Below are 20949 nucleotides of genomic sequence, written 5' to 3'. Positions count from 1 at the left end.
TTTTCTCCTGTTTCCTCCCACCACAGCAGCCGGAATAACGAGTCTCAAAAAAACACTTAAAGTATCAAATCGAAACAAATAAGTCTCATTATGATACGATCAACCGCCGAAATAATAAGCCCCCCACTCCTCAACCGTTGGCACGATCCTTGCTTTATCAAGTAGAGTGAAACCACCTAAGGAGGAACCATCGATGGATAAACGACCCCCAATTTACGTTGTGAAAAATAAGAGAAAAAATAGCGAGAGTTCTCGCATTCCTACCTATTTGACCGCAAACGAAACTCGTTTTGCCAAAGCTTTTCACCAATCTCTCGCAAACTACGAGCCGACTCCCCTTGTTACATTGCCTGCCCTGGCACATGAGCTGGGAGTAAGACAGGTACTTGTAAAAGATGAGTCCAAACGATTTGGACTCAATGCCTTCAAGGTTCTGGGAGCTTCTTACGCGATGGCGCGTTTCTTGTGCGAGAAGCTGGGGAAATCGACAGAAGAGATGACCTTTGAAGCACTGTGCTCCCAAGAAATGAGAGGGCGAATCGGAGAAGTCACCTTCGTCACTGCGACAGATGGCAATCATGGGCGGGCAGTTGCATGGGCTGCGAAGGCGCTCGGACAGCATGCCGTTGTATACTTGCCCAAAGGCTCCGCCCAGCAACGGGTAGATGCGATACGCGAGGCGGGCGCACAAGCCCACGTCATCAACGGAAACTACGATGAAGCCGTGCGTCTCTCAGAACAAATGGCCAAAGAACGTGGCTGGCAAGTGATTCAAGATACGGCATGGGAAGACTACACGACCATTCCCACGTGGATCATGCAGGGCTATACGACGATGGCAGCAGAGGCCATGGAACAACTCTCAGCCCTCACCGACGCCCAACAGCCGACGCATCTATTCTTGCAGGCAGGTGTCGGTTCCATGGCCGCAGCAGTCTTGGGACATTTCGTAGCGGTGTCAGCAAACAAAGACCTAACAACCGTGATCGTCGAGCCGCATAGCGCCAATTGCATGGTTCTCTCAGCAGAAAAGAACGACGGGCAGCCACATGCAGCTACGGGAGAGCTAGGAACCATCATGGCAGGTCTGGCATGTGGCGAGCCGAATCCGATGGCATGGGAGATCTTGCAGGAGCATGCAGACTTCTTCGCCAGCTGTGCCGATTACGTGGCGGCAAACGGCATGCGTATACTTGCGGCACCGACCGGAGACGACCCTACCATTGTGAGCGGGGAAAGTGGAGCAGTTGGAGTAGGGCTACTCGCTGCCTTGATGAGCAAGCCAATATATCATCAACAGCGTGAGCAGCTCGGCTTGAATGAAAATTCCGTTGTTCTGTGCTTTAGTACGGAAGGTGACACGGATCGGGATATATACAGACGGATCATCTGGGAAGGCGAATGTCGAGAAGAGGAGGAAATGACAAAATGAACGTGACGATCAATCGAGACGAACTGATTTCATTGGTGCAGGATTTCATTCGCATTGATTCGGTGAACCCGTACCTGGATGAGGATGGCCCGGGCGAAAAAGCGATCGCCGCTTTTATTCGAGAGCGTTTGGAGGCGACAGGACTGGAGGTCCATGTCACGCCTATTAACGACACAGCGGTCAATGTCGTCGGGATCCTACGGGGAACAGGCGGCGGCCAATCCTTGATGTTGAACGGACATATGGATACCGTGAGTGCAAAGCGCATGGAGATTCCGCCGTTTGAGCCCACCGTCGTGGACAACAAAATTTACGGCAGAGGCAGTCAGGACATGAAGGGCAGTCTGGGGGCCATGATCGCCGCAGTTGAGGCAATCGCACAGGCAAAGGTTCCGTTGGCAGGAGATGTCATTTTGACTTTTGTTGCTGACGAGGAGTATAAAAGCATCGGCACGGAGGAGTTGGTAAAGTCGTACAAAGCAGACGCGGCGATATGCTGTGAGCCTTCCGATCTGGCGATTGGCGTCGTTCACAGAGGATTTGCCTGGGTCAAATGCGAGGTGCTGGGCAAGGCAGCCCACGGCAGTCGTCCGGCAGAAGGGATTGATGCAATTGTGCGGGCGGGCAGGGTCCTGCAAGAGCTGGAGCGTCTCTCGGATAGGTTGGCTCAAGGTCCCGCTCATCCGATTCTCGGTGCCGCATCTGTCCATGCTTCGCTCATTCAAGGCGGAACGGAGCTGTCCACCTATCCAGACTATTGCCGCATCGACTGGGAGAGAAGGACGTTGCCGGGTGAGACAGAAGCAGATGTTGCAAGTGAAATAGAAGAATTACTACAGAAGCTGCGCGCTGAAGATGAGTCGTTCCAAGCAAGCGCCGAGCTGACATTTTTGCGGGAGCCATTTGAAGTCGGGCTGGATGAACCTGTTTATATAGCCCTTCAGGCCGCATGTAAGAGCGTGATGGGAAAAATACCCGAAGTATGCGGATTCTCGGGATGGACGGATGCGGCATTATTGCAGGAAGCGGGAATTCCTACCGTCTTGTTTGGACCAGTGGGTGCCGGTCTGCATGCGGCAGTCGAATATGTAGAGGTGGATAGCTTGGTAGACATGAGTGCCATCTTAGTGGAGACGATTTGCGATTTTTGTAGGTAAAAAATGCATAAGACCTGGCTTCTCCTATGATGCGCTATAATGGAGGCAAGAGATTGACGGGAGGGGAAGCCAGATGCCCTTGCGAGAAATTCAAGAAAGTGTGCAGCAGATTGCTTCGGCAGTTGCATCCGTTCTGCGAGTAGAGGTAGAGATCGCGGACAGTCAGTTTTTGCGGATCGCAGGTACCGGGAAGACTGAGGCTGGCGTTTTGCGGACGATGGCAGGAGAGGACCATATATACCGGGAGTCGTTGCTCGCGGGGCATCCTGTTGTGATTATGCATCCAGGGCAGGATGAGCGGTGTCGTCCCTGTATGCATTATGGGAATTGTGTGGAGACGGGAGAGATTTGTTGCCCGATTCAATTAGACAATGAAAATATAGGTGTGATCGGCCTGCTCGCTTTCGATGAGGAGCAGCGCGAGCGGTTGTTTGCGGATGTGGATGCGATATTGACCTATTTGCAAAAAATGGCCGAGCTGATCGCCATTAAACTAAAAGAGCACTACTTGTACGTCGAGCAGCTGCATACGGTAGAAAAGCTGCGTGTCGTCATGGATGAAATGGACAAAGCCGTGTTTCTCGTCGATCAAGACAATCGGATCATTCAAGCGAACCAGCGTGCCCGTCAATATTTGCGGCTCGATCACGACGACAGTCAAACGGCAGATTGGATAGATGCCATTCGCCGTGCAGATGCTACGCAGTCTGTGCCAAAACAGGTCGTTCTGTCCATCGGGCAGGAAGACAAGACATTTTTGTTTGCCATCAAGCCCATTCTACTAGCAGGAACGGTCAAAGAATGGGTGATTACGCTTGATGACGTACAGGAAGTCGTGCAAATCGCAAGGCAGGTGAGTGGATACTCGGAGCCCGACCCTTTTCGGATGATTGGTGGAAACAGTCCTGCGATTGTACAAGCAAAGGAAGTGGCAAGACGTGTGGCAGCCAGTGATTCGACTGTCCTGCTCCAAGGTGAAAGCGGTACTGGCAAGGAGCTTTTTGCCAAAGCCATTCATCAGGCAAGCCCCCGGCGTGACGAGCCGTTCCTTTCGATTAATTGCGCGGCAATCCCTGAGCATTTGATGGAAAGCGAGTTGTTTGGTTACGAGGAAGGCTCATTCACAGGAGCACGAAAAGGTGGAAAACCGGGCTTGTTTGAGGTCGCAGGAAAAGGCACGCTGTTTCTCGATGAAATCGGGGATATGCCCATGCCTTTGCAGAGCAAGCTGCTGCGCGTGTTGCAAGAAAAGGAATTGTATCGAATTGGAGGCAATGGCAAGCCGATACGCTTAGCGGCAAGGATCATTGCAGCTACCCATCTGGATTTGCAGGAGCGGGTAGACGCGGGGTTGTTTCGGTTGGACCTGTACTATCGTTTGCATGTGATTCCCATCCAGTTGCCCTCGCTGCGAGAACGTAGAGAGGATATACTGCCGTTGGCGAACGATATCCTTTTGGCGCATGCGAATCGGGTGGGGAAGAGGTTGCACGGCTTTTCCCAAGAGACGCAAAATGTTTTGTTTCATCACGGCTGGAGAGGTAATGTCCGAGAGCTGGAAAATGTAATCGAGTACGCGGTCAATATGGAAGCAACCTCTTGGGTGCAGCCTTCGAGCTTGCCCATTCGAACGGGAATGCTGCGTGAATCTTCCTCGCATTCCGTAAAAGAACACCAAGGGTCATTCGACTGGCAAAAGCAAGGACTTACGCTGAAAGAGCTGGAACGGGCAGCAATCGATACCGCGCTGCAGCAAATCCGCGATAGAAACGGACGAAAAGAAGAAGCGGCTGCCCTTTTAGGCATAAGTCGTGCAACGCTGTTTCGGAAACTGCGCGAGTACGGTCTCACCTGATCCGACTTCTGGCCGATTTTTTGGGAATGAACGGATAATGTGGTATGATGGTTTAGATACAGGAAGAGAGATGGTAAAAGGAAGGAGTGCCAAAAGGAAATGAAAGAAGTTTTGGGATGGATTCGATCGATAACCTTTGCTGTCGTATTCGCTCTTGTCCTCGGAATCTTTGTATTTCAACCGTTCAAGGTTGATGGGCATTCCATGGACCCTACCTTACAAGACGAACAGCGCATATATGTATCTAAACTATCACACACGTTTTCTTATTTGCCAGATTACGGAGATATTGTCGTGATCGACAGTCGGGTAGAGCGAGACCGTACATTGATGGACGATATCATGGGGCATCCCTTGGTGTCGCTGATCACAGGTCAAGGCGATGATCACACGATGTATGTCAAGCGGGTCATTGGAAGACCAGGCGACGTACTGGAGTTCAAAGACAACAAGGTGTATCGAAACGGTGAGGCATTGAACGAACCATACATCAAAGAAACGATGGAATATGTAGCAGACGGAAAGATCACGGTTCCAGCCGATCATGTTTTTGTCATGGGAGATAACCGGAATCACAGCACAGATTCCCGCGATATTGGTTTTATTCCACTGGATCATGTGATGGGAACCATGATCGAAAATCCTCTCAATATGTAAAACGTGAAGGAGAAAAGGTTGTCCATTTATGGGCGACCTTTTTTTGATGAAACAAAGCTCTTCTGTCCACGTCTTAAGGGTAATGATTAAGAGGGGGAAGAGGTGTAGTCCTTGAAAAAACAGTTTATCTTCACCAAGCTTCTATTAATAGGGATGCTTGCTTGTGCAACTACTGTAAGTGCACACTCTTCAAGTAACTCAAATGCGGGGTTCCACCATCATTTCATCCCGAACGCGAAACCAACTGACTGGCAAGACGCCAAGATCATGCCACTTCCAGGTCCCGATGAGTGGAAGACCCATGTAAGACTTTTGAAGACGGACTGATAGCAGTCAATATGGTAAACTAATACCAGCCCCATTCTCTTTAGGCTGGTATTTCTTTTGCTAGTTAATTAGGTAATGGTCGAGGAGGACGGCTTATGCCCAGCATTTTGATAGCGGATCGGGACCAGAACGAACGAATCGGGATCGGATGGCTCGTCAGCAGCTATGCCATTCCGTATGACAAGGTGCATAGTGCCGGGACCATGGAAGACGTTTTCGAAATGATGGAAGCGCATACACCGGAAGTGCTTTGTATTGAACTGGACATGATCGGGCGCGGGCAGTGGGACCGGTTGAAGCTTCTGGTGGACCAGTATCGTCCGACCGTTGTGGTGACCACCTCAGAGGCCACGTTCGAGCGTGCGATGCAGGGGATTGGACTTTTTGCACGCGATCTATGGTTGAAGCCACAGACACCGGAATACATCAGGAGAATCCTGACGAGATGCTGCCAGGAGCGCTTGGATCGGAAGCGAATGAACGAAGAGAAGGGAACAGGTTCGGACAATGACAGGGATGTCTCGTATCTTGACCTGTTTTTCCCCGGGCACGTACAAGCCAAGTCTTATTCGCTCATGCTGGCTCAACTGGAAGATCCAAAGAGGCATCCGGAACTGCTGCGCTTTTTTGAGGAATATCCGTTTCGCGACAAGCCAGACCTTTTGCCGCTAGGGGACGCAATTGTAGGGGTATTTCCAGTGGATGCTGCGGTCTCGCCTTCTACGCTCCACCAAATGGGGAAGCGTTTGCTGATGGACTGGGAAGCAAGCAATGATGCACCGCTTTTTTTGGTCATGTATGATGCAAGCAACCATGAGCAGAGCTTGAACGAGACGTATGCGGAAGCGAGCCAAGCCCTGCAAGTTCGCTTTTTCAAAGGATATCGGCAAGTGACGGTGATGGATAATCGCGTGAATTGGACGATGATTGACCCATTTCTGACGCCCGCCGAACAGCGCACGTGGGTAGAAATGCTGGATGAAGGCAATCGGGAAGAGCTGAAGCAGTGGCTGTATACACACTTCTTTTTCAAGGAAGAGCCTTATCCAGAGCCGGGACTGTTGCGTATTCGGCTGACGAGCATTTTGGCCCAAGTCAGGCGCTACATGATATCACGTGGTCTTGACGCTCTACCTTTGGAAGAGGAGTATCACCGGGTTTTCGAAACGATTCTTTACTCGCCGATCTTGTATCGGATCGTAGTGGAATTGCTGCTGTTCATCAATCAGCTTCTTGATGCTGCTCACCATCCCATTGACGAGTCCCGTGTCGATGTCGTGGAACAGGCGATTCGCTATATAGAAGGACGTTATACTGATCCGGCACTGCGCCTGGAGGAAGTCGCACGCTATATCGACCGCAGCCCTTCCTATTTCAGTACGCTACTCGCGCAAAAGCAAGGAAGCTCTTTTCGTCAAATACTCACTTCGTTGCGGGTAAAAGAAGCACGCCGATTGCTTCTTGAGACATCCTTGTCTGTCCAAGAGGTGGCAGAGCGATGTGGATTCATTAACGCCAATTATTTCAGTAAAATTTTTAAGGAAAAAACAGGGACAACTCCACGTTTGTTACGAAATCAGAAGAAAAGATAGAAATCGAAAGAAAAGACAGATTTTTTCGTCAAACCATGAATGCGTTTGCGAGTGAATCGAAAATAGAGGCACCAAATCGAAAGCGCGGTGCCTTTTTTGTCTTTCCGTGCTTTTTTACAATGGAGCTAAGAAGTACATCCTTTTAGAAAAGCAGGTGGAAATGATGACGACGACACAATCCGTTGAACAATTGATCCAAGCCTTTTCAGGTACCCAATTACATACAAAGGGATGGGTACAGGAAGCTGCGCTGCGCATGCTTTTGAACAACCTCAATCCTGATGTAGCTGAGCGTACAGAGGATCTGGTCGTATACGGCGGAATTGGCAAGGCGGCACGGAACTGGGAATGCTTCGATGCGATTGTCAAAACATTGCAAACGTTAGAGAGCGATGAAACACTCCTGATCCAGTCTGGGAAGCCAGTTGCTGTATTCAAATCCCATACAGACGCGCCGCGTGTGCTGCTGGCAAACTCGAATCTGGTGCCTGCCTGGGCGAATTGGGAGCATTTCCACGAGCTGGACAAAAAGGGATTGATGATGTACGGACAAATGACAGCGGGAAGCTGGATTTACATTGGCAGCCAGGGCATCGTGCAAGGGACGTACGAGACGTTTGCAGAGCTGGCACGCCAGCATTTTGAAGGTACGCTGACCGGAACGATTACCGTCACAGCGGGCTTGGGCGGCATGGGTGGTGCGCAACCGTTAGCCGTATCGCTCAATGGCGGTGTGAGCATCAATATCGAGGTGGACCCGACCCGTATTCAACGCAGACTGGACACGAAATACCTGGATGTGATGACAGAGAGTCTGGATGAAGCGATCCGTTTGGCGGAAGAAGCGAAACGCGACAAAAAAGGCATTTCCATCGGTCTGTTGGGCAATGCACCCGAAGTGCTGAATGCCATGCTGGCTCGCAATTTTATCCCGGATGTGCTGACAGACCAGACCTCCTCGCATGATCCACTCAACGGCTACATTCCCATCGGCATGTCGCTGGAGGAAGCAGCCGAACTGCGGACACGCGATTCGAAAGCATACGAATCTCGCGCAAAAGCAAGCATCGCTGAGCACGTTCGCGCCATGCTCGCTATGCAGGAAAAAGGAGCAGTCACTTTCGACTATGGCAACAACATCAGGCAGGTGGCGAAAAACGAGGGTGTGGAAGATGCGTTCCGTTTCCCTGGCTTCGTGCCAGCTTACATCCGTCCGCAATTTTGCGAGGGCAAGGGGCCGTTCCGCTGGGTGGCACTGTCCGGCGATCCTGAGGATATTTACAAGACAGACGAAGTTATTCTTCGCGAGTTTTCCTATAACACGCATCTGTGCAACTGGATTCGCATGGCACAGGAGCGCATTCAGTTTCAGGGACTGCCTTCCCGCATTTGCTGGTTAGGCTATGGCGAGCGTGCGCGTTTTGGTCAAATCATCAATGAGATGGTGGCGCGCGGTGAGCTGTCGGCTCCTATCGTCATTGGACGTGACCATCTGGACTCCGGTTCTGTCGCTTCGCCAAACCGTGAGACGGAAGCGATGAAGGATGGCAGCGACGCGGTTGCGGACTGGCCGATTCTCAACGCCATGATCAATGCGGTTGGCGGAGCGAGCTGGGTATCTGTGCACCACGGAGGCGGCGTTGGCATGGGCTACTCTCTCCACGCCGGAATGGTCATCGTGGCAGACGGAACACCAGAAGCAGCACGTCGTCTGGAGCGCGTCCTCACGACAGATCCAGGCATGGGTATCGTCCGACATGTGGATGCAGGGTACGACCTCGCGATTCAAACAGCCAAGGAAAAAGGCGTCAACATTCCGATGATGAAGGAGTAAGAGCCATGACAAAACCTGTATGGATTCGCCACGCTAGTCAGCTTGCCACGCTGGCTGGCGGCTCCTCTTCCCCAGTAGTTGGAGCGCAAATGAACGAGCTGTCGATCATCGAGGACGGAAGCATCTGGCTGGAGGACGGCGTGATCCAGCGTGTGGGAACAGATGAAGAGCTGGCGCTTTACTATCGAGACCGTGCGCATGAGGCGCAAATCATCGATGCTTCGGGCAAGCTGGTCACGCCAGGGCTGATCGATCCGCACACACATCTCGTGCACGCGGGTAGTCGGCAAAATGAGTTTAACATGCGGCTAAATGGTGCGACCTATATGGAGATTATGAACAATGGCGGCGGAATTCACTCGACAACCGCAGCGACGCGCGCAGCTACCCACGAAGAGCTGTTTGTCCAGAGCAAGCAGCGTCTTGACCAGTTTCTGTTGCATGGGGTCACAACCGTCGAGGCGAAAAGCGGCTATGGCCTGACATTGGAGGATGAGCTGAAGCAGCTGGAGGTCGCCAAGCAGTTGCATGAGGCACATCCCATCGACATCGTCAGCACTTTTATGGGTGCACATGCGGTGCCACGTGAATACAAAGAAAATCCGGATGCGTTTGTAGACGTGGTCATCGAGGAAATGATCCCAGAGGTCGCTCGTCGCAAACTGGCTGTTTTTAACGATGTGTTTTGCGAAAGAGGTGTATTCACTCCTGAGCAGTCCCGACGCATTCTCGAAGCAGGGGTCCGTCATGGGTTGCTGCCGAAGATTCATGCGGACGAAATCGAACCGTATGAAGGGGCAGAGCTGGCAGCTTCGGTTGGAGCGGTATCTGCGGATCATTTGCTGCGCGCCTCTGACAAGGGGATTGAACAGATGGCAGAAGCGGGTGTTATCGCTGTGTTACTGCCCGGTACGGCGTTTTTCTTGATGGCAGAGTCAGCAAATGGCAGGAAAATGATTGATCGTGGCGTGGCTGTCGCGATTTCAACGGATTGCAATCCGGGCTCGTCTCCAACGGTTTCGCTCCCGCTCATCATGAATCTGGGCTGCCTGAAAATGGGGATGACGCCAGCCGAGGTCTTGACGGCAGCTACGATCAATGCCGCTCACGCAATCCGCTGCGCACATGAGGTCGGCAGCCTTGAGGTTGGGAAAAAAGCAGATGTCACGATTTTTGACGTTCCTGATTTCATGACCTTGCAATATCGGTATGGGATCAATCACGTAAGCACGGTCATCAAAAACGGAACAATAGCCGTTGCTGGGGGCAAACTGGCGTAATACAAGAGAGAGCAAAAGAAAAACGGATAGTAGTGGAGGAGACCGGCTTGTCTTTGAAATGGGGGGACATGTATGGGCAATATTTCGAACAGCAACCTTGCACCTCATCCTGGTCAGCAAGCCGTATCCGCCACACATGCTTGGAAGTTTTTTGTTTTTAGTCTCATTGGCATTTTCGTCTTTTTTATTCCTGTTACCGTTAATGACACAAGCTCAATTATGCTCGATCACATCGTGACATGGGTTCGGCAAATCATGCCAGGTGCAATTCCGATATATGCCTTGCTTGTGATTGTGCTTGGGGCCATTTATCCGTTTGTGACGGGCAGTTGGAAGCAGAGCAAAGTGAATCTTGTCTTTTCTGCGCTAAAAGTCCTGGGTGTGCCTATCGCTCTGTTGATCTACTTTCAGGCGGGTCCTGCATGGCTGCTGGACAAGAATATGGGGCCATTCCTCTTCGAAAAGCTGGTGATTCCCGTAGGCATGGTGGTCCCGATCGGCTCCGTGTTCTTGGCGTTGCTGGTTGGCTACGGTCTTTTGGAATTTATCGGTGTACTGGTGCAGCCGATCATGCGCCCGATTTGGAAAACACCTGGCCGCTCTGCGGTAGATGCAGTGGCTTCCTTTGTGGGAAGCTATTCGATCGGTCTTTTGATCACGAACCGGGTATTCAAAGAAGGCAAATATACGATTAAGGAAGCAGCCATTATTGCAACAGGCTTTTCCACCGTATCTGCGACATTTATGATCGTGATCGCGAAAACATTGGATTTGATGAATTACTGGAACCTTTACTTCTGGGTGTCGCTCGTGGTGACGTTTCTCGTAACCGCCGTGACGGTGCGTATTTGGCCGCTGTCCAGCATGAGCGATGCGTATTACGAAGACAAAGCAGATCCGGAGAAAGTGATCAAGGAAAAACGGTTGCGTCAGGCGTGGGCAGAGGCAATGGAAGCGGCGGGAAAGGCGCTGCCCTTGACGCGGAACATTTGGGAGAACTTGCGGGATGGTTTCATCATGACCATGAGTATTCTCCCGTCTATCATGTCAGTCGGTTTACTCGGGTTGGTGCTGGCTGAATTTACTCCTTTGTTTGACTGGCTGGGCTATTTGTTTTATCCGATTACATGGCTTTTGCAAATTCCAGAGCCGTTACTGGCTGCAAAAGCGTCAGCGATCGAAATTGCCGAGATGTTTTTGCCCGCGCTTCTCGTTGTAAAAGCACCTCTGGTCACCAAGTTTATCATTGCAGTTGTCTCAGTTTCTTCCATCCTGTTCTTTTCCGCGACGATTCCTTGCATTTTGTCTACCGAGATTCCGATTAGTATTCCAAAGCTTCTGGTGATTTGGGTAGAGCGTACGATCTTAACGCTACTGCTGGTTACCCCGTTAGCTTTCCTGCTTCTGCCATAATCATGAAAAGCGAATGGACAAATATGGTATGATGGTGGCAGGTTCGAACAAGCAGAGGAAAGAGGGGCTAGTCATGTCAGGATTCGGAATTTTCCGTGATGTTATTACGTCAGAGCAGCAACTGCGCGAAATGGTCGGAGAGCCAAGTCGTCTCGTACAAAACAAGGCGATAACCCAGCTGGATGACCATAGCCGCAATTACATTGCCCAATCGCCATTTCTCATCATTGCCACAGCAGATAAAGACGGCCATTGCGATGCTTCGCCACGCGGAGATGCACCTGGCTTTGTGCATGTCATCGATGATCATCATCTGGTCATCCCTGAGCGCCCAGGAAACAAGCGGATGGACTCCATCACGAACATTTTGGTCAACCCGCAAATTGGGCTTATCTTTTTGATTCCTACGCTGGAAGAGACGTTCCGCGTGAATGGCAAGGCTTGCATTATTCGCGATGAAGACATACTCGCGAAGATGGCGGTAAACGGCAAGGCGCCAACGCTCGGGATCGGCGTAAAGGTAGAGGAGTGCTTCGTCCACTGTGCGAAGGCATTTATGCGCTCTGGTCTATGGAAGCCGGAGTCATGGCCGGCAGAGGGAACGACTCCTAATGTCGCGCAAATGCTGGCGGATCATGTGAAGCTTCCGGGTGTGACGGCAAAAGAAGTGGCAGAGGGCTTGCAAGACAGCTATACGAATCGATTGTACTAAGCATAGGAAAAACGGCAGTTCTCCCATTTCGTTGTGGAGCCTGCCGTTTTCGGTTTATTCAGGGATAGGGTCATCTACCAGCCACCCAGTATTGGAGCTGCCACAGTAATAGCATTCGACTGTATAAGAGGGCATGTTCGAATAGCGTATATGTTCCGGGATTAAGAAGGTCGGGTCAGCGGTTCCGGTCCCACCCGTTGGGGTTCCTTTTGTAATGCCTCTGAAAATGACCTTGATATCATAACCGGGCAGATTAGTCATATTGCCCAATCTAGCGGTCAGTCTAGCTTTGAGATCACCCAGCGTGGCACGGGCCCTATTTTCAGTAGCTGTGTACGGCCAAGGGTTTTCAGGATGATACTTTTGAATGACAATGACATACTCTTTATATCGATTCGTATCCCGCCGCTTGTCTAATTGACCGATCGCTTCATGAATGCGGGAGCCAATTTGTAAATCGTCATGGGAACTGATTGTCTTGATCTCCATAGCCACACGTTTTTCCTCGTATAAAAAGGTTGAATCCTCCTCATCCTCCAGCATGCGGTCTTCCTCAGACGTGTCGTTTTGCTGCTCTTCCAAATAGGTGTAATCGATGTCAGGATCGTCGTCCTTATCCTTGCCAAAAAAGGGCGTGATATGTTCTCCGAATAGACGTTGTGCCTCCTCCAGCTCTGTATAGTTCCCCCCGGTAACCGAGAAAATATCAGAAATTTTGGAGTGCAGACTGATACCGTAACGTATTTTGTCAAAGTAGTTTTCTATGTCGTCCACTTGCTCAAAAAGCTCATTTACCGTTCCTTCATCCAGGTTATTTGTTTTCTCCACATGTTTGTCCCACATTCTACGTGCATCTTTAACATCTTCGTCCCAAGTGCCTTGGATGATCGGGGATGATACGGAACTACCAGCATCCGCCGTACCTGTACCATCCGTCATAGCTCCTGCTGCTGCCAGTGACCCATAGCGATCAGCTTCCGCTTCGAGAGCAGGATCGTCATTGATCGGCAGGCTGGCATCTGGAACGTTCGTTTTTACCCGTCCTTGTCTTTGCTGGACCACATGTGTCAGCTCATGGCCGAGCAGCTGTCGACCGCTTTGTGTCTCTGGCTGATACGTACCCGGAGCAAAGTGAATGTCATTCCCTTGGGCGAAGGCGATAGCCCCAATTTGGGAGGCGACAGACGATTCTGGATGAATCTGTACATCTGAAAAATCAGTGTGAAAAGCCTTCTCCATTTTTGCTTGGACGGAATCGGGGAGTGAGCGACCGCTGCCGGAAGAGAGATTCTCCGATTTTTGTAAGGGAGTCCTCGATAACACGCGCTGGACAGCCTGATTGCCAAGAGTCTTTTGCAGAGAAAGGATGTGGGAAGTGTGACTCGCCTTTCTTTGGACCAGGCTCGGTTGGAGCATGGGCTTGGAAGCAGGTGCTTTCGTTTTTTCATGAGTCGCATCCATTGACGGCTTGCTAGATTCATAGCGTCGCATGGTTACACCCCTTCTGCTTTTGTCACGTCCAATTGAACGGGTTCCGTTTGCTGTGCTTGATAGAAATAGAGATACAGATACGGGTCGACCAAATAGCTCGTAATAGCGCCAGTACGGTTAGAGAAGGTGGAGGATGTCTTGGGCAAAACGGCAGCTTTGCTGTCGAGCTCGTTACGATCTTCTTTGACGATCGAGATGATCTGTGGGTGATATACGTGGACGGCAGTGACAATCTGCTTGCTAGGGAGTCCTGGTGCTGGTTCAAGTGTAAAAGCCATGTTCATTTCACGATAAGCAAGTTTTTGGGGCGATAAGGTGATATCCTTCACAGGTGGAACTTCGGGTGCTTTTTGATCGGCAGGAGGAGGGACAGTATCTTCGGCTTCCCTCGGCGCGTCATCGTCAGGCTTACCCATGATTTCCTCCAGCTTGCTCCGGGAGATGCCAATGAATCCTGGCAAATGAATGCGCCCCTCGCGAAAAAAACCTTTATATAGGGGCAAGCCTTCCTTGTCGTAGAGTACCCCAATGCCGTCGTAGGCACCTGCCCGAAATTGACCTTGATACAACAGAGCGTCTTCGGCAGAACGAAGCTCTCCCGTTCCGTGATAATGCCCTTCGGCAAAGCCGCCTTTATACAGCGTTACGCCACTTGCATCTTTCAGCTCGCCTTGCCCGTGATACACACCCAGCAAAAAATCACCTTGATAAACCATACTGCCACTGGTGGAGAATTTGGTTCCGGCTCCATTGAAGTGTCCATTGCGAAAATGACCTTCATACACGAGCTTGCCGTCCCGATCAAAAAGGCTCCCGGCCCCGTTGTATCTGCCGTCCACGAATTGCCCTTTATATTGCACGAGTCCGTTTTCGTAGTAATCAGTACCTTCGCCGCCGTAGAATCCATTGTCAAAAAGTCCGTCATAGAGCAGCTTTCCATCCTTCGTAAAAAGTCGGCCAGACCCGTTGTACACACCGTTTTTAAAAGCGCCTTCGTATTTGATTGCGCCATTTGTGTACAATTCTTGACCGGCTCCATCCAGCTTCCCATTATTGAATTTTCCCTGGAAAACGACTTGCTGGTTGTCGTTGTACAACGCTCCCTGACCGGCGTATTCGCCATTTTCAAATCCGCCTTGATAGACGAGAACGCCTTTTTGGTATCCTTTGCCGAAGCCTTGCGGAGTGCCGCTTTTGAACTCGCCGCTATATAGAAGCTTTCCATTGTTGTCATAGAGCTCGCCTTTTCCGTCATACAGACCATCCACGAGCTGGCCAGAATAGATCATCGTGCCCTCCGGGTTGTAGATAATCGCAAGACCCGTGTCGGAAATCTGTTGATTGGGAGTTTTTAGATGAATGACGATGGGGCGTTGCAAAAAGCGGTTAAGTGCATCGGGAGGATTGATGAAAAGGAAGTAGGCCAGAACAAGGAGGAATAGTCCTGTCAAAATGAGAAAGCGTTTGGCGATGTAAAAACGGCCGATATGCACGTAATCGTTGAGTGAAGTCTCTTTTTTGGTGAACAGTCCGGCAATGCCGTTCTTGATCCAATCGAGGGCTTGCTTTGGGAAGGCGGCTCCTTTTTTTATCCAGTCTTGCTCCCATTTTTTGAGCGGGTGGGTGAGCGGGTCGACAATCGTTTGTTCCGTTAGCTTTTGGAGTTGTTTGTCCATATCGTAACCTCCCTACTTGTCAGGGAACCTGAATCGTCGCTTGTCCGGGGTTCGTGATCTGAATGACGCCACCCCAGCTGCACATGAGCTTGGAGGTTTGATTGAGGGCAGGCATGTTGGCGACGAGAACAGTAGGGGAGCCAGGGACCCAAGGGGCGGCGGTGACAGGAACGCAGGGGACAGGAGTGAAAACGCCCAGCTTCGCCGCTGTGGCTGCTGCGACCTGAGGGTTGGACATCGTATTGCACATCCCGAATGGAAGGATGTTTACCATCGGTTTATTGTCCATAATGTTTGCGATCGGCATACTGGTTGTGATGCGATTCACCGGGAGCACCATGAGTGAACTGGGAGCAGCACCGAAGCTGCACTGTAGCATGGCTCCTCCGCAGACGAGTTGTCCCATGAAGCCAACTCCTTTTCATAAGTCATCTGGTAAGATATTGAAAATCAATCTGTATAGTAGTATAAATGTCAAATAGAGAAGATGTATAGCGAAATTTGCAATTTTTAGTATAATGTTGCTTGGAATCATTTTCGAAAATACGTTTTCGAGAGATGGGAGAACCGCAAACGATGGGAAATAACAAGAAGTATTCCTGGTTGGCCGGATTGCTGATTGTATTTGTTGGGATCGGCTTGCTGCTCGCTTGGAACGTGAATAGAAGCGGGAAGCAGGATGAACCGTTTCAAGGGATCAACAGCATCGCGGTCAATAGTCAAAAGGATGTCGTCCTCATAACGGATGGACACCAAAAGCTGACTAGCCTGTACCCCGATCGGACGCTAAGGTACCAGCAGGTACTGGAGCAAAATCCAGAAGAAGGCTTGGAAAATTTCACAGAGGTAGCCATCGACGAAGAAGGCTATGCGTACGTGCTGATCACAAAGCTCGATAGCTTTGGTTTGCGGACCGTATCTGAGAGAATCGTGCGAATGTCCCCAGATGGAGAAATCGTGCAAGTCGTGTATGAGGATGCATACGGAGCGAACAGCTCGTACAAGCGAATTGGCAAGATACGCTCCCTGCAAGTCGCGAAAGATCACCTTTATTTTTATGTGTATCAACATCCTGAAGTGATTGCCTATCAATTTGTACCCTCTGAATCACCCCCCACACAACTCTATCAAATCCAATTGCCTAATGAAGTATACGTCAATGAAATCACAGGAGTAGACCCGCGGCATACCTATGTCACTACCAAGCGGGGAGAATTTTTCCAGATCGATGTTCCCCAAGGAAGCGGGGAAGCACAAGTGAAAGGTCCGCTCTACATTCACTCCAAACGCTCGGAAAAGAATCGTACCGTCCCCGATCATGTCAAAGTGGGGCCAGCAGGTCGTCTTCTTTTCTACAATTCTGATCAAAATGTCATTGAACGCTTCGATCCCGCACACCCAGATGAAATCGCCTTGATGGTGCCTTCCAAAACATTCGAGCAGATCAAGTCAAGCGATAGCAGTGCCTTAACGGCGTTTGCTATAACTCCCCAGTATGAGATCGTAGTCGCGACAGATAGTCAACTCGCCTTCCTGGACCAACAAGGAAATGTGATGACCAAGCTCACGTCCCCGTCTGTATCCGGAGAAGACCGCTTGAAGGAATGGACCTGGTGGACAGGATTGGGTATGGAAATTCTCTTGTTTTGTGTCATTCAATTTCTGCTGTTTCGCCTCTTCCGGATTCCGTTGATTATCAAGCAAACGATTGTGATAGCCCCGCTTATTGTTGTCCCTGTATTCCTTCAACTGGAGGGAACGAAGCTGACCTTCTCATTTATGGAGCAGGAAAATCAAACCGATCTTCGTCTCCAAGCCTATGTGATTTCTACGCTGATCGAAGGGGACAAGCTGGATGGAATCAACGGAGCCATTGATTACATGAATGCGGATTATCAAGCAGTACAGGCCAACCTGAAAAAGCTGGAGGTCCCAGATGATGCGAATGTGAACAGGGGGCTGTACAAAACGATCTACAAATACAAAGATGGCGAATTGTTTCTCATGATGGATGACAATGACAGCGCAGAAGTATTTGAGAATGTGTCCATTGATGACGAGTTCCGCAGTGTGGTCATGAAACGGGAGATCGTCTCGGGTAAAGCACAGGATCGGACAGGCTACTGGATGTACGCGATGGCCCCGATCTACAGTTCCGCGGGCAAGCTATCCGGTGTGTTGGAGCTGGGCAGAGAAATGAACGGGGTCCGTATACAGCACAACGAAATGTCCCGTGAGCTAGGCCGTGGCGCTGCGCTGGTCTGGTCGATTTGTGCGAGTCTATTCTTCCTTTTCTCGTGGCTGACATACCGAAACATCCGCAATCTGCAAACGAGCGTCTCCGATATGGGAAAAGGCGACTACAGTGTGGTGGCTAGGGTTCGCTCCATGGATGAAATTCAAAAGCTGGCAGAAAGCTTCAACCAAATGGCAAAGCGCATTCGTCAGTACATTTCGAATATCACGAGGATGAGCGAGGCGAACAATCGCTTTGTGCCGCAGCAGTTTATCCATTTTCTCGGGAAGGAAAGCATACTCGACGTGGAGCTGGGTGATCAGGTGGAGCGGGAAATGGCCGTTATGCGGATGAGTCTGCAATCGTTTCATGCCATCTCTCATCGTCTGCGACCAGAGACGACCTTTCGCGTCATCAATGCGTTTCTCAAGCGTTTTGCTCCGATTGTGAACGAGAATCAAGGGATGATTACCGAATATCTCGATCCCGGCGTGCTTGCTGTTTATCCAAAAGAGGCTAAAGACGCGTTGGATGCGGCGGTACAGATGCGCCGTACGCTAGCAGACTATAACGAGCAACGGGCGGAAAAAGGATACGATCCGATTGAATTGCGAGTTGCCCTGCATCACGGTCCGTTGATGCTCGGAATTATTGGCGAGGCCACACGTCTCGAAGCTGCGATCATATCAGATCATGTCCGCGTAGTGGAGAAAATGGAAAAGATGGCGGAAACGCTCGGAGCTTGCATCCTGATGTCCGATTCGCTGTTTGCCGAGATGGGAGAGAGTACGCCATATCGATATCGTGATTTAGGCTGGGTGCATATCGAGGGAGAGGCTCAGCCGATGCATTTGTACGACGTATACGAGGGGGACGCTGACCAGATTCGTGCGCACAAGGATGAGACGAAGGAGTTGTTTGAGCAAGCGATTGCGATGTATCAAAATGGGAGGTTTCACGATGCACGCTCCGCTTTTCTGTCCGTCATCAAGCAAAACCGCTGGGATCAGGCGGCGCGACAGTATTTCTACTTATGTGACGAATACGCGCAAAAAGGGGCAGAACGAGATTGGTCTGGCGAGTTGAAAATATCGTAGGAGCGGTGAAAAAGCGAAATGACGAGTCCCGAACCGAATCATAACCAGTGGAACTATTACGAAGAAATGCTTCGATGGCTGGATATTCATCTGATGCGCTTGCTGGCCGTGCGAGCACAGCAGGGGGATGATTATCCGCTTGATCAAATGAGGGGGGTGATTGTCACAGAGGAAGAGGTCATACAATTGCTCGAGGCAGCTCCGCCAGCAACGCAGCTATGGGAAGTCTTCACTGAGCGGCTGACAGCATGCGAGGAACGTCTTCATGCCCTGCACATGCGTGAAGCGGAAGCGGGTAGCGTACCGATTTTGGCAGTGGCAGACGCTTTTTCACTCAACCGCTTCGAGCTGGGGTGTTTATTTCTTTGCCTGTCAGTCGAGCTGGATCGGAAGTACGAAAAGCTGTTTGGCTACCTCCTCGATGATATTACGTGCAAGTCACCTACTCCCGAATTGGCGATGCAGCTATTTTGCCGGACAGCGACCGAGAGAATGGAAGCCTGGACAGCGTTTGCGCAAAAAAGCAAGCTGGGCCGATTGTTGCTTTTTACTGAGGGGGACATGGGCGGCAGCGGCTCTTGGCTCTCTCGTCCGTTAAAGCTGGATGAACGCATGCTGCACTTTTTGACGACGAAGGATGGAGGTGATGCGAGTCTGCCGCTTTGGCTAGCCTGGAGCTTACCAGACCAAGAGTTGGAACCGTTGGTAGGAGAGAGCGCGATTCATTTGCAGGAGCGCTTTGAAACATTGTGGGAAACGGCAGGAGCAGATTCGGAGCGGCTTCTCCTGCATTTGCATGGTCCGACTGGCGTTGGCAAAAGGCATCGAGTGAAGCATTTGTTTCATGGCGTCAGGCGACCGGTGCTGTTCGTCGATGCAGAGCGCTTGATCCGCGAGGAAGCTTTTTCACGAAGAGTACAGCAAATCTTGCGGGAGGTACAGCTTCGTCGGGGTGTGCTGTGCTTGCACCAGTTCGAGGTTTTTCTGACAGAAGAGGTACAAACAGTTGGGCGCAAGCAGCTGTTGATAGAGGAACTCGAAAGCTTTTCACGCCCCATTGCCATTGTGTCGAAAAGTCAATGGAAGCCGGAAAGCGCTCTGGGGAAGCGGATTTGGCTGGAAATGGAGGTGCCTAATCCAGATGAAACGGAAAGGAGGCGATTATGGGAGACGGGCCGTGCAGGCATGAGCTTTTCTCAAGAGATTGATGTAGGCGTTTTGGCAGGGAAATTCAAGCTGAATGCCGGGCAAATCAACCAAGCGCTTCATAGAGCAAACGAGATGGCGATGCAGACGAAAGACAGGATCATTACGAAAACACATCTCCATGAAGCTTGCTTCCTGCAAATGCGACATGCGCTAGAAAAGCACGCCACACGGTTGAACCCCAAATACAGCTGGGAAGATCTGATATTGCCTGAGGAGCAACTGACTTTGTTGCGGAATGCCTGCAATCAGGTGACCTATCGAGATGTCGTTTTGGGGGAGTGGGGCTTTGGGCGAAAGCTCTCTTATGGCAAGGGCGTCAGCATGTTGTTTGCAGGGCCTCCGGGTACGGGCAAGACGATGTCGGCGGAAGTCGTGGCAAAGGAGCTAGGTCTGGAGCTTTTTAAAATTGACTTGTCGCAGGTGATCAGCAAGTACATTGGAGAGACGGAAAAAAATCTCCACCACATCTTCTCGGAAGCGAGAATCGGCAATGCCATCCTCTTCTTTGATGAAGCCGATGCCCTTTTTGGCAAGCGCTCAGAAGTGAAAGATTCGCATGACAAATACGCTAATGTGGGAACGGCCTACTTGCTGCAAAAGATGGAGGAGTACGAGGGGGTCTCCATTTTGGCGACGAATCTCCTGCAAAATTTTGACGAGGCCTTCATACGCAGAATCAACTACGTGGTGAAGTTCCCTTTTCCTGAACCGTACTATCGCGAAGAAATATGGCGCAGCATGTTCCCGGCCGATACACCGCGAGCTGCTGACATCGATTTTGAGTTTCTTGCGTCCAAGCTGCACATTGCTGGGGGCGGAATCAAAAATGTGGTTCTCGCTGCATCCTTCTTAGCTGCATCGGAAGGCACGCCTGTTTCCATGAGTCATTTGATTGCGGCTGCGAAGCAGGAGTTAAAAAAGACGGGTAAGCTGCTATTGAAAGAGGATTTGGGGGAGTATGCCAACAGGTAGCGTGTCGAA

The 20949-nt window shown here is 50.7% G+C and carries 14 protein-coding genes; 11 read left to right on the top strand and 3 right to left on the bottom strand.

Annotated elements, in window-relative coordinates:
* Positions 1-193: 193 nt before the first annotated feature.
* The 9 genes from dpaL (at position 194) to C7R94_RS26040 (ending at position 12259) form a co-directional block, all read left to right on the top strand.
* A complete protein-coding gene (gene dpaL, locus C7R94_RS26085; protein WP_106785556.1) occupies positions 194-1432 on the top strand; it encodes a diaminopropionate ammonia-lyase in 1239 nt (412 codons plus the stop codon).
* Positions 1429-2589 carry an ArgE/DapE family deacylase gene (locus C7R94_RS26080; protein WP_106785555.1) on the top strand — a complete coding sequence of 387 codons (1161 nt, stop codon included), beginning with the start codon at positions 1429-1431 and terminating at the stop codon, positions 2587-2589. The genes dpaL and C7R94_RS26080 overlap by 4 nt, the downstream gene beginning before the upstream one ends.
* A 73-nt stretch (positions 2590-2662) precedes the next feature.
* Positions 2663-4444: a sigma-54-dependent Fis family transcriptional regulator gene (locus C7R94_RS26075; protein WP_106785554.1), complete on the top strand. Its 1782-nt coding sequence runs from the start codon at positions 2663-2665 to the stop codon at positions 4442-4444.
* Between the two features lie 99 nt (positions 4445-4543).
* A complete protein-coding gene (gene lepB / locus C7R94_RS26070) occupies positions 4544-5101 on the top strand; it encodes a signal peptidase I (protein ID WP_106785553.1) in 558 nt (185 codons plus the stop codon).
* 422 nt (positions 5102-5523) lie between these two features.
* A complete protein-coding gene (locus C7R94_RS26060) occupies positions 5524-7020 on the top strand; it encodes a helix-turn-helix domain-containing protein (protein WP_106785551.1) in 1497 nt (498 codons plus the stop codon).
* A 163-nt stretch (positions 7021-7183) separates the two neighbouring features.
* Positions 7184-8854, top strand: coding sequence for a urocanate hydratase (hutU, locus tag C7R94_RS26055; RefSeq protein WP_106785550.1), 1671 nt, complete (start codon positions 7184-7186; stop codon positions 8852-8854).
* A gap of 5 nt (positions 8855-8859) precedes the next feature.
* A complete protein-coding gene (gene hutI, locus C7R94_RS26050) occupies positions 8860-10134 on the top strand; it encodes an imidazolonepropionase (protein WP_106785549.1) in 1275 nt (424 codons plus the stop codon).
* Positions 10135-10206: 72 nt separating this feature from the next.
* Positions 10207-11547 carry a YjiH family protein gene (locus C7R94_RS26045; protein WP_106785548.1) on the top strand — a complete coding sequence of 447 codons (1341 nt, stop codon included), beginning with the start codon at positions 10207-10209 and terminating at the stop codon, positions 11545-11547.
* A gap of 73 nt (positions 11548-11620) precedes the next feature.
* Entirely contained in the window at positions 11621-12259 is a 639-nt protein-coding gene (locus C7R94_RS26040) for a pyridoxamine 5'-phosphate oxidase family protein (protein WP_106785547.1), read from the top strand.
* Positions 12260-12313: 54 nt separating this feature from the next.
* On the opposite strand, the gene C7R94_RS26035 is transcribed toward C7R94_RS26040, so the two are convergent.
* The 3 genes from C7R94_RS26035 to C7R94_RS26025 are packed head-to-tail and all read right to left on the bottom strand — an operon-like array spanning position 12314 to position 15832.
* Entirely contained in the window at positions 12314-13750 is a 1437-nt protein-coding gene (locus C7R94_RS26035; protein ID WP_106785546.1) for an eCIS core domain-containing protein, read from the bottom strand.
* A gap of 2 nt (positions 13751-13752) precedes the next feature.
* The gene (locus tag C7R94_RS26030) at positions 13753-15426 is read right to left on the bottom strand and encodes an MORN repeat-containing protein (protein WP_106785545.1); all 1674 of its coding nucleotides are present in this window, start codon (positions 15424-15426) and stop codon (positions 13753-13755) included.
* 19 nt (positions 15427-15445) lie between these two features.
* On the bottom strand, positions 15446-15832 hold the full coding sequence (locus C7R94_RS26025) for a DUF4280 domain-containing protein (RefSeq protein ID WP_106785544.1): 387 nt from the start codon (positions 15830-15832) through the stop codon (positions 15446-15448).
* 170 nt (positions 15833-16002) lie between these two features.
* On the opposite strand from C7R94_RS26025, the gene C7R94_RS26020 reads away from it, so the two are divergent.
* Positions 16003-18759: an adenylate/guanylate cyclase domain-containing protein gene (locus tag C7R94_RS26020; protein WP_106785543.1), complete on the top strand. Its 2757-nt coding sequence runs from the start codon at positions 16003-16005 to the stop codon at positions 18757-18759.
* A gap of 18 nt (positions 18760-18777) precedes the next feature.
* The gene (locus C7R94_RS26015; protein ID WP_106785542.1) at positions 18778-20940 is read left to right on the top strand and encodes an ATP-binding protein; all 2163 of its coding nucleotides are present in this window, start codon (positions 18778-18780) and stop codon (positions 20938-20940) included.
* The last annotated feature ends 9 nt before the right edge of the window (positions 20941-20949 follow it).

The organism is Brevibacillus sp. NRRL NRS-603 (assembly GCF_003013445.1).
GTDB classification, from domain to species: Bacteria; Bacillota; Bacilli; order Brevibacillales; family Brevibacillaceae; genus Brevibacillus; species Brevibacillus formosus.
This window is presented reverse-complemented; position numbering and strand designations above follow the sequence as displayed.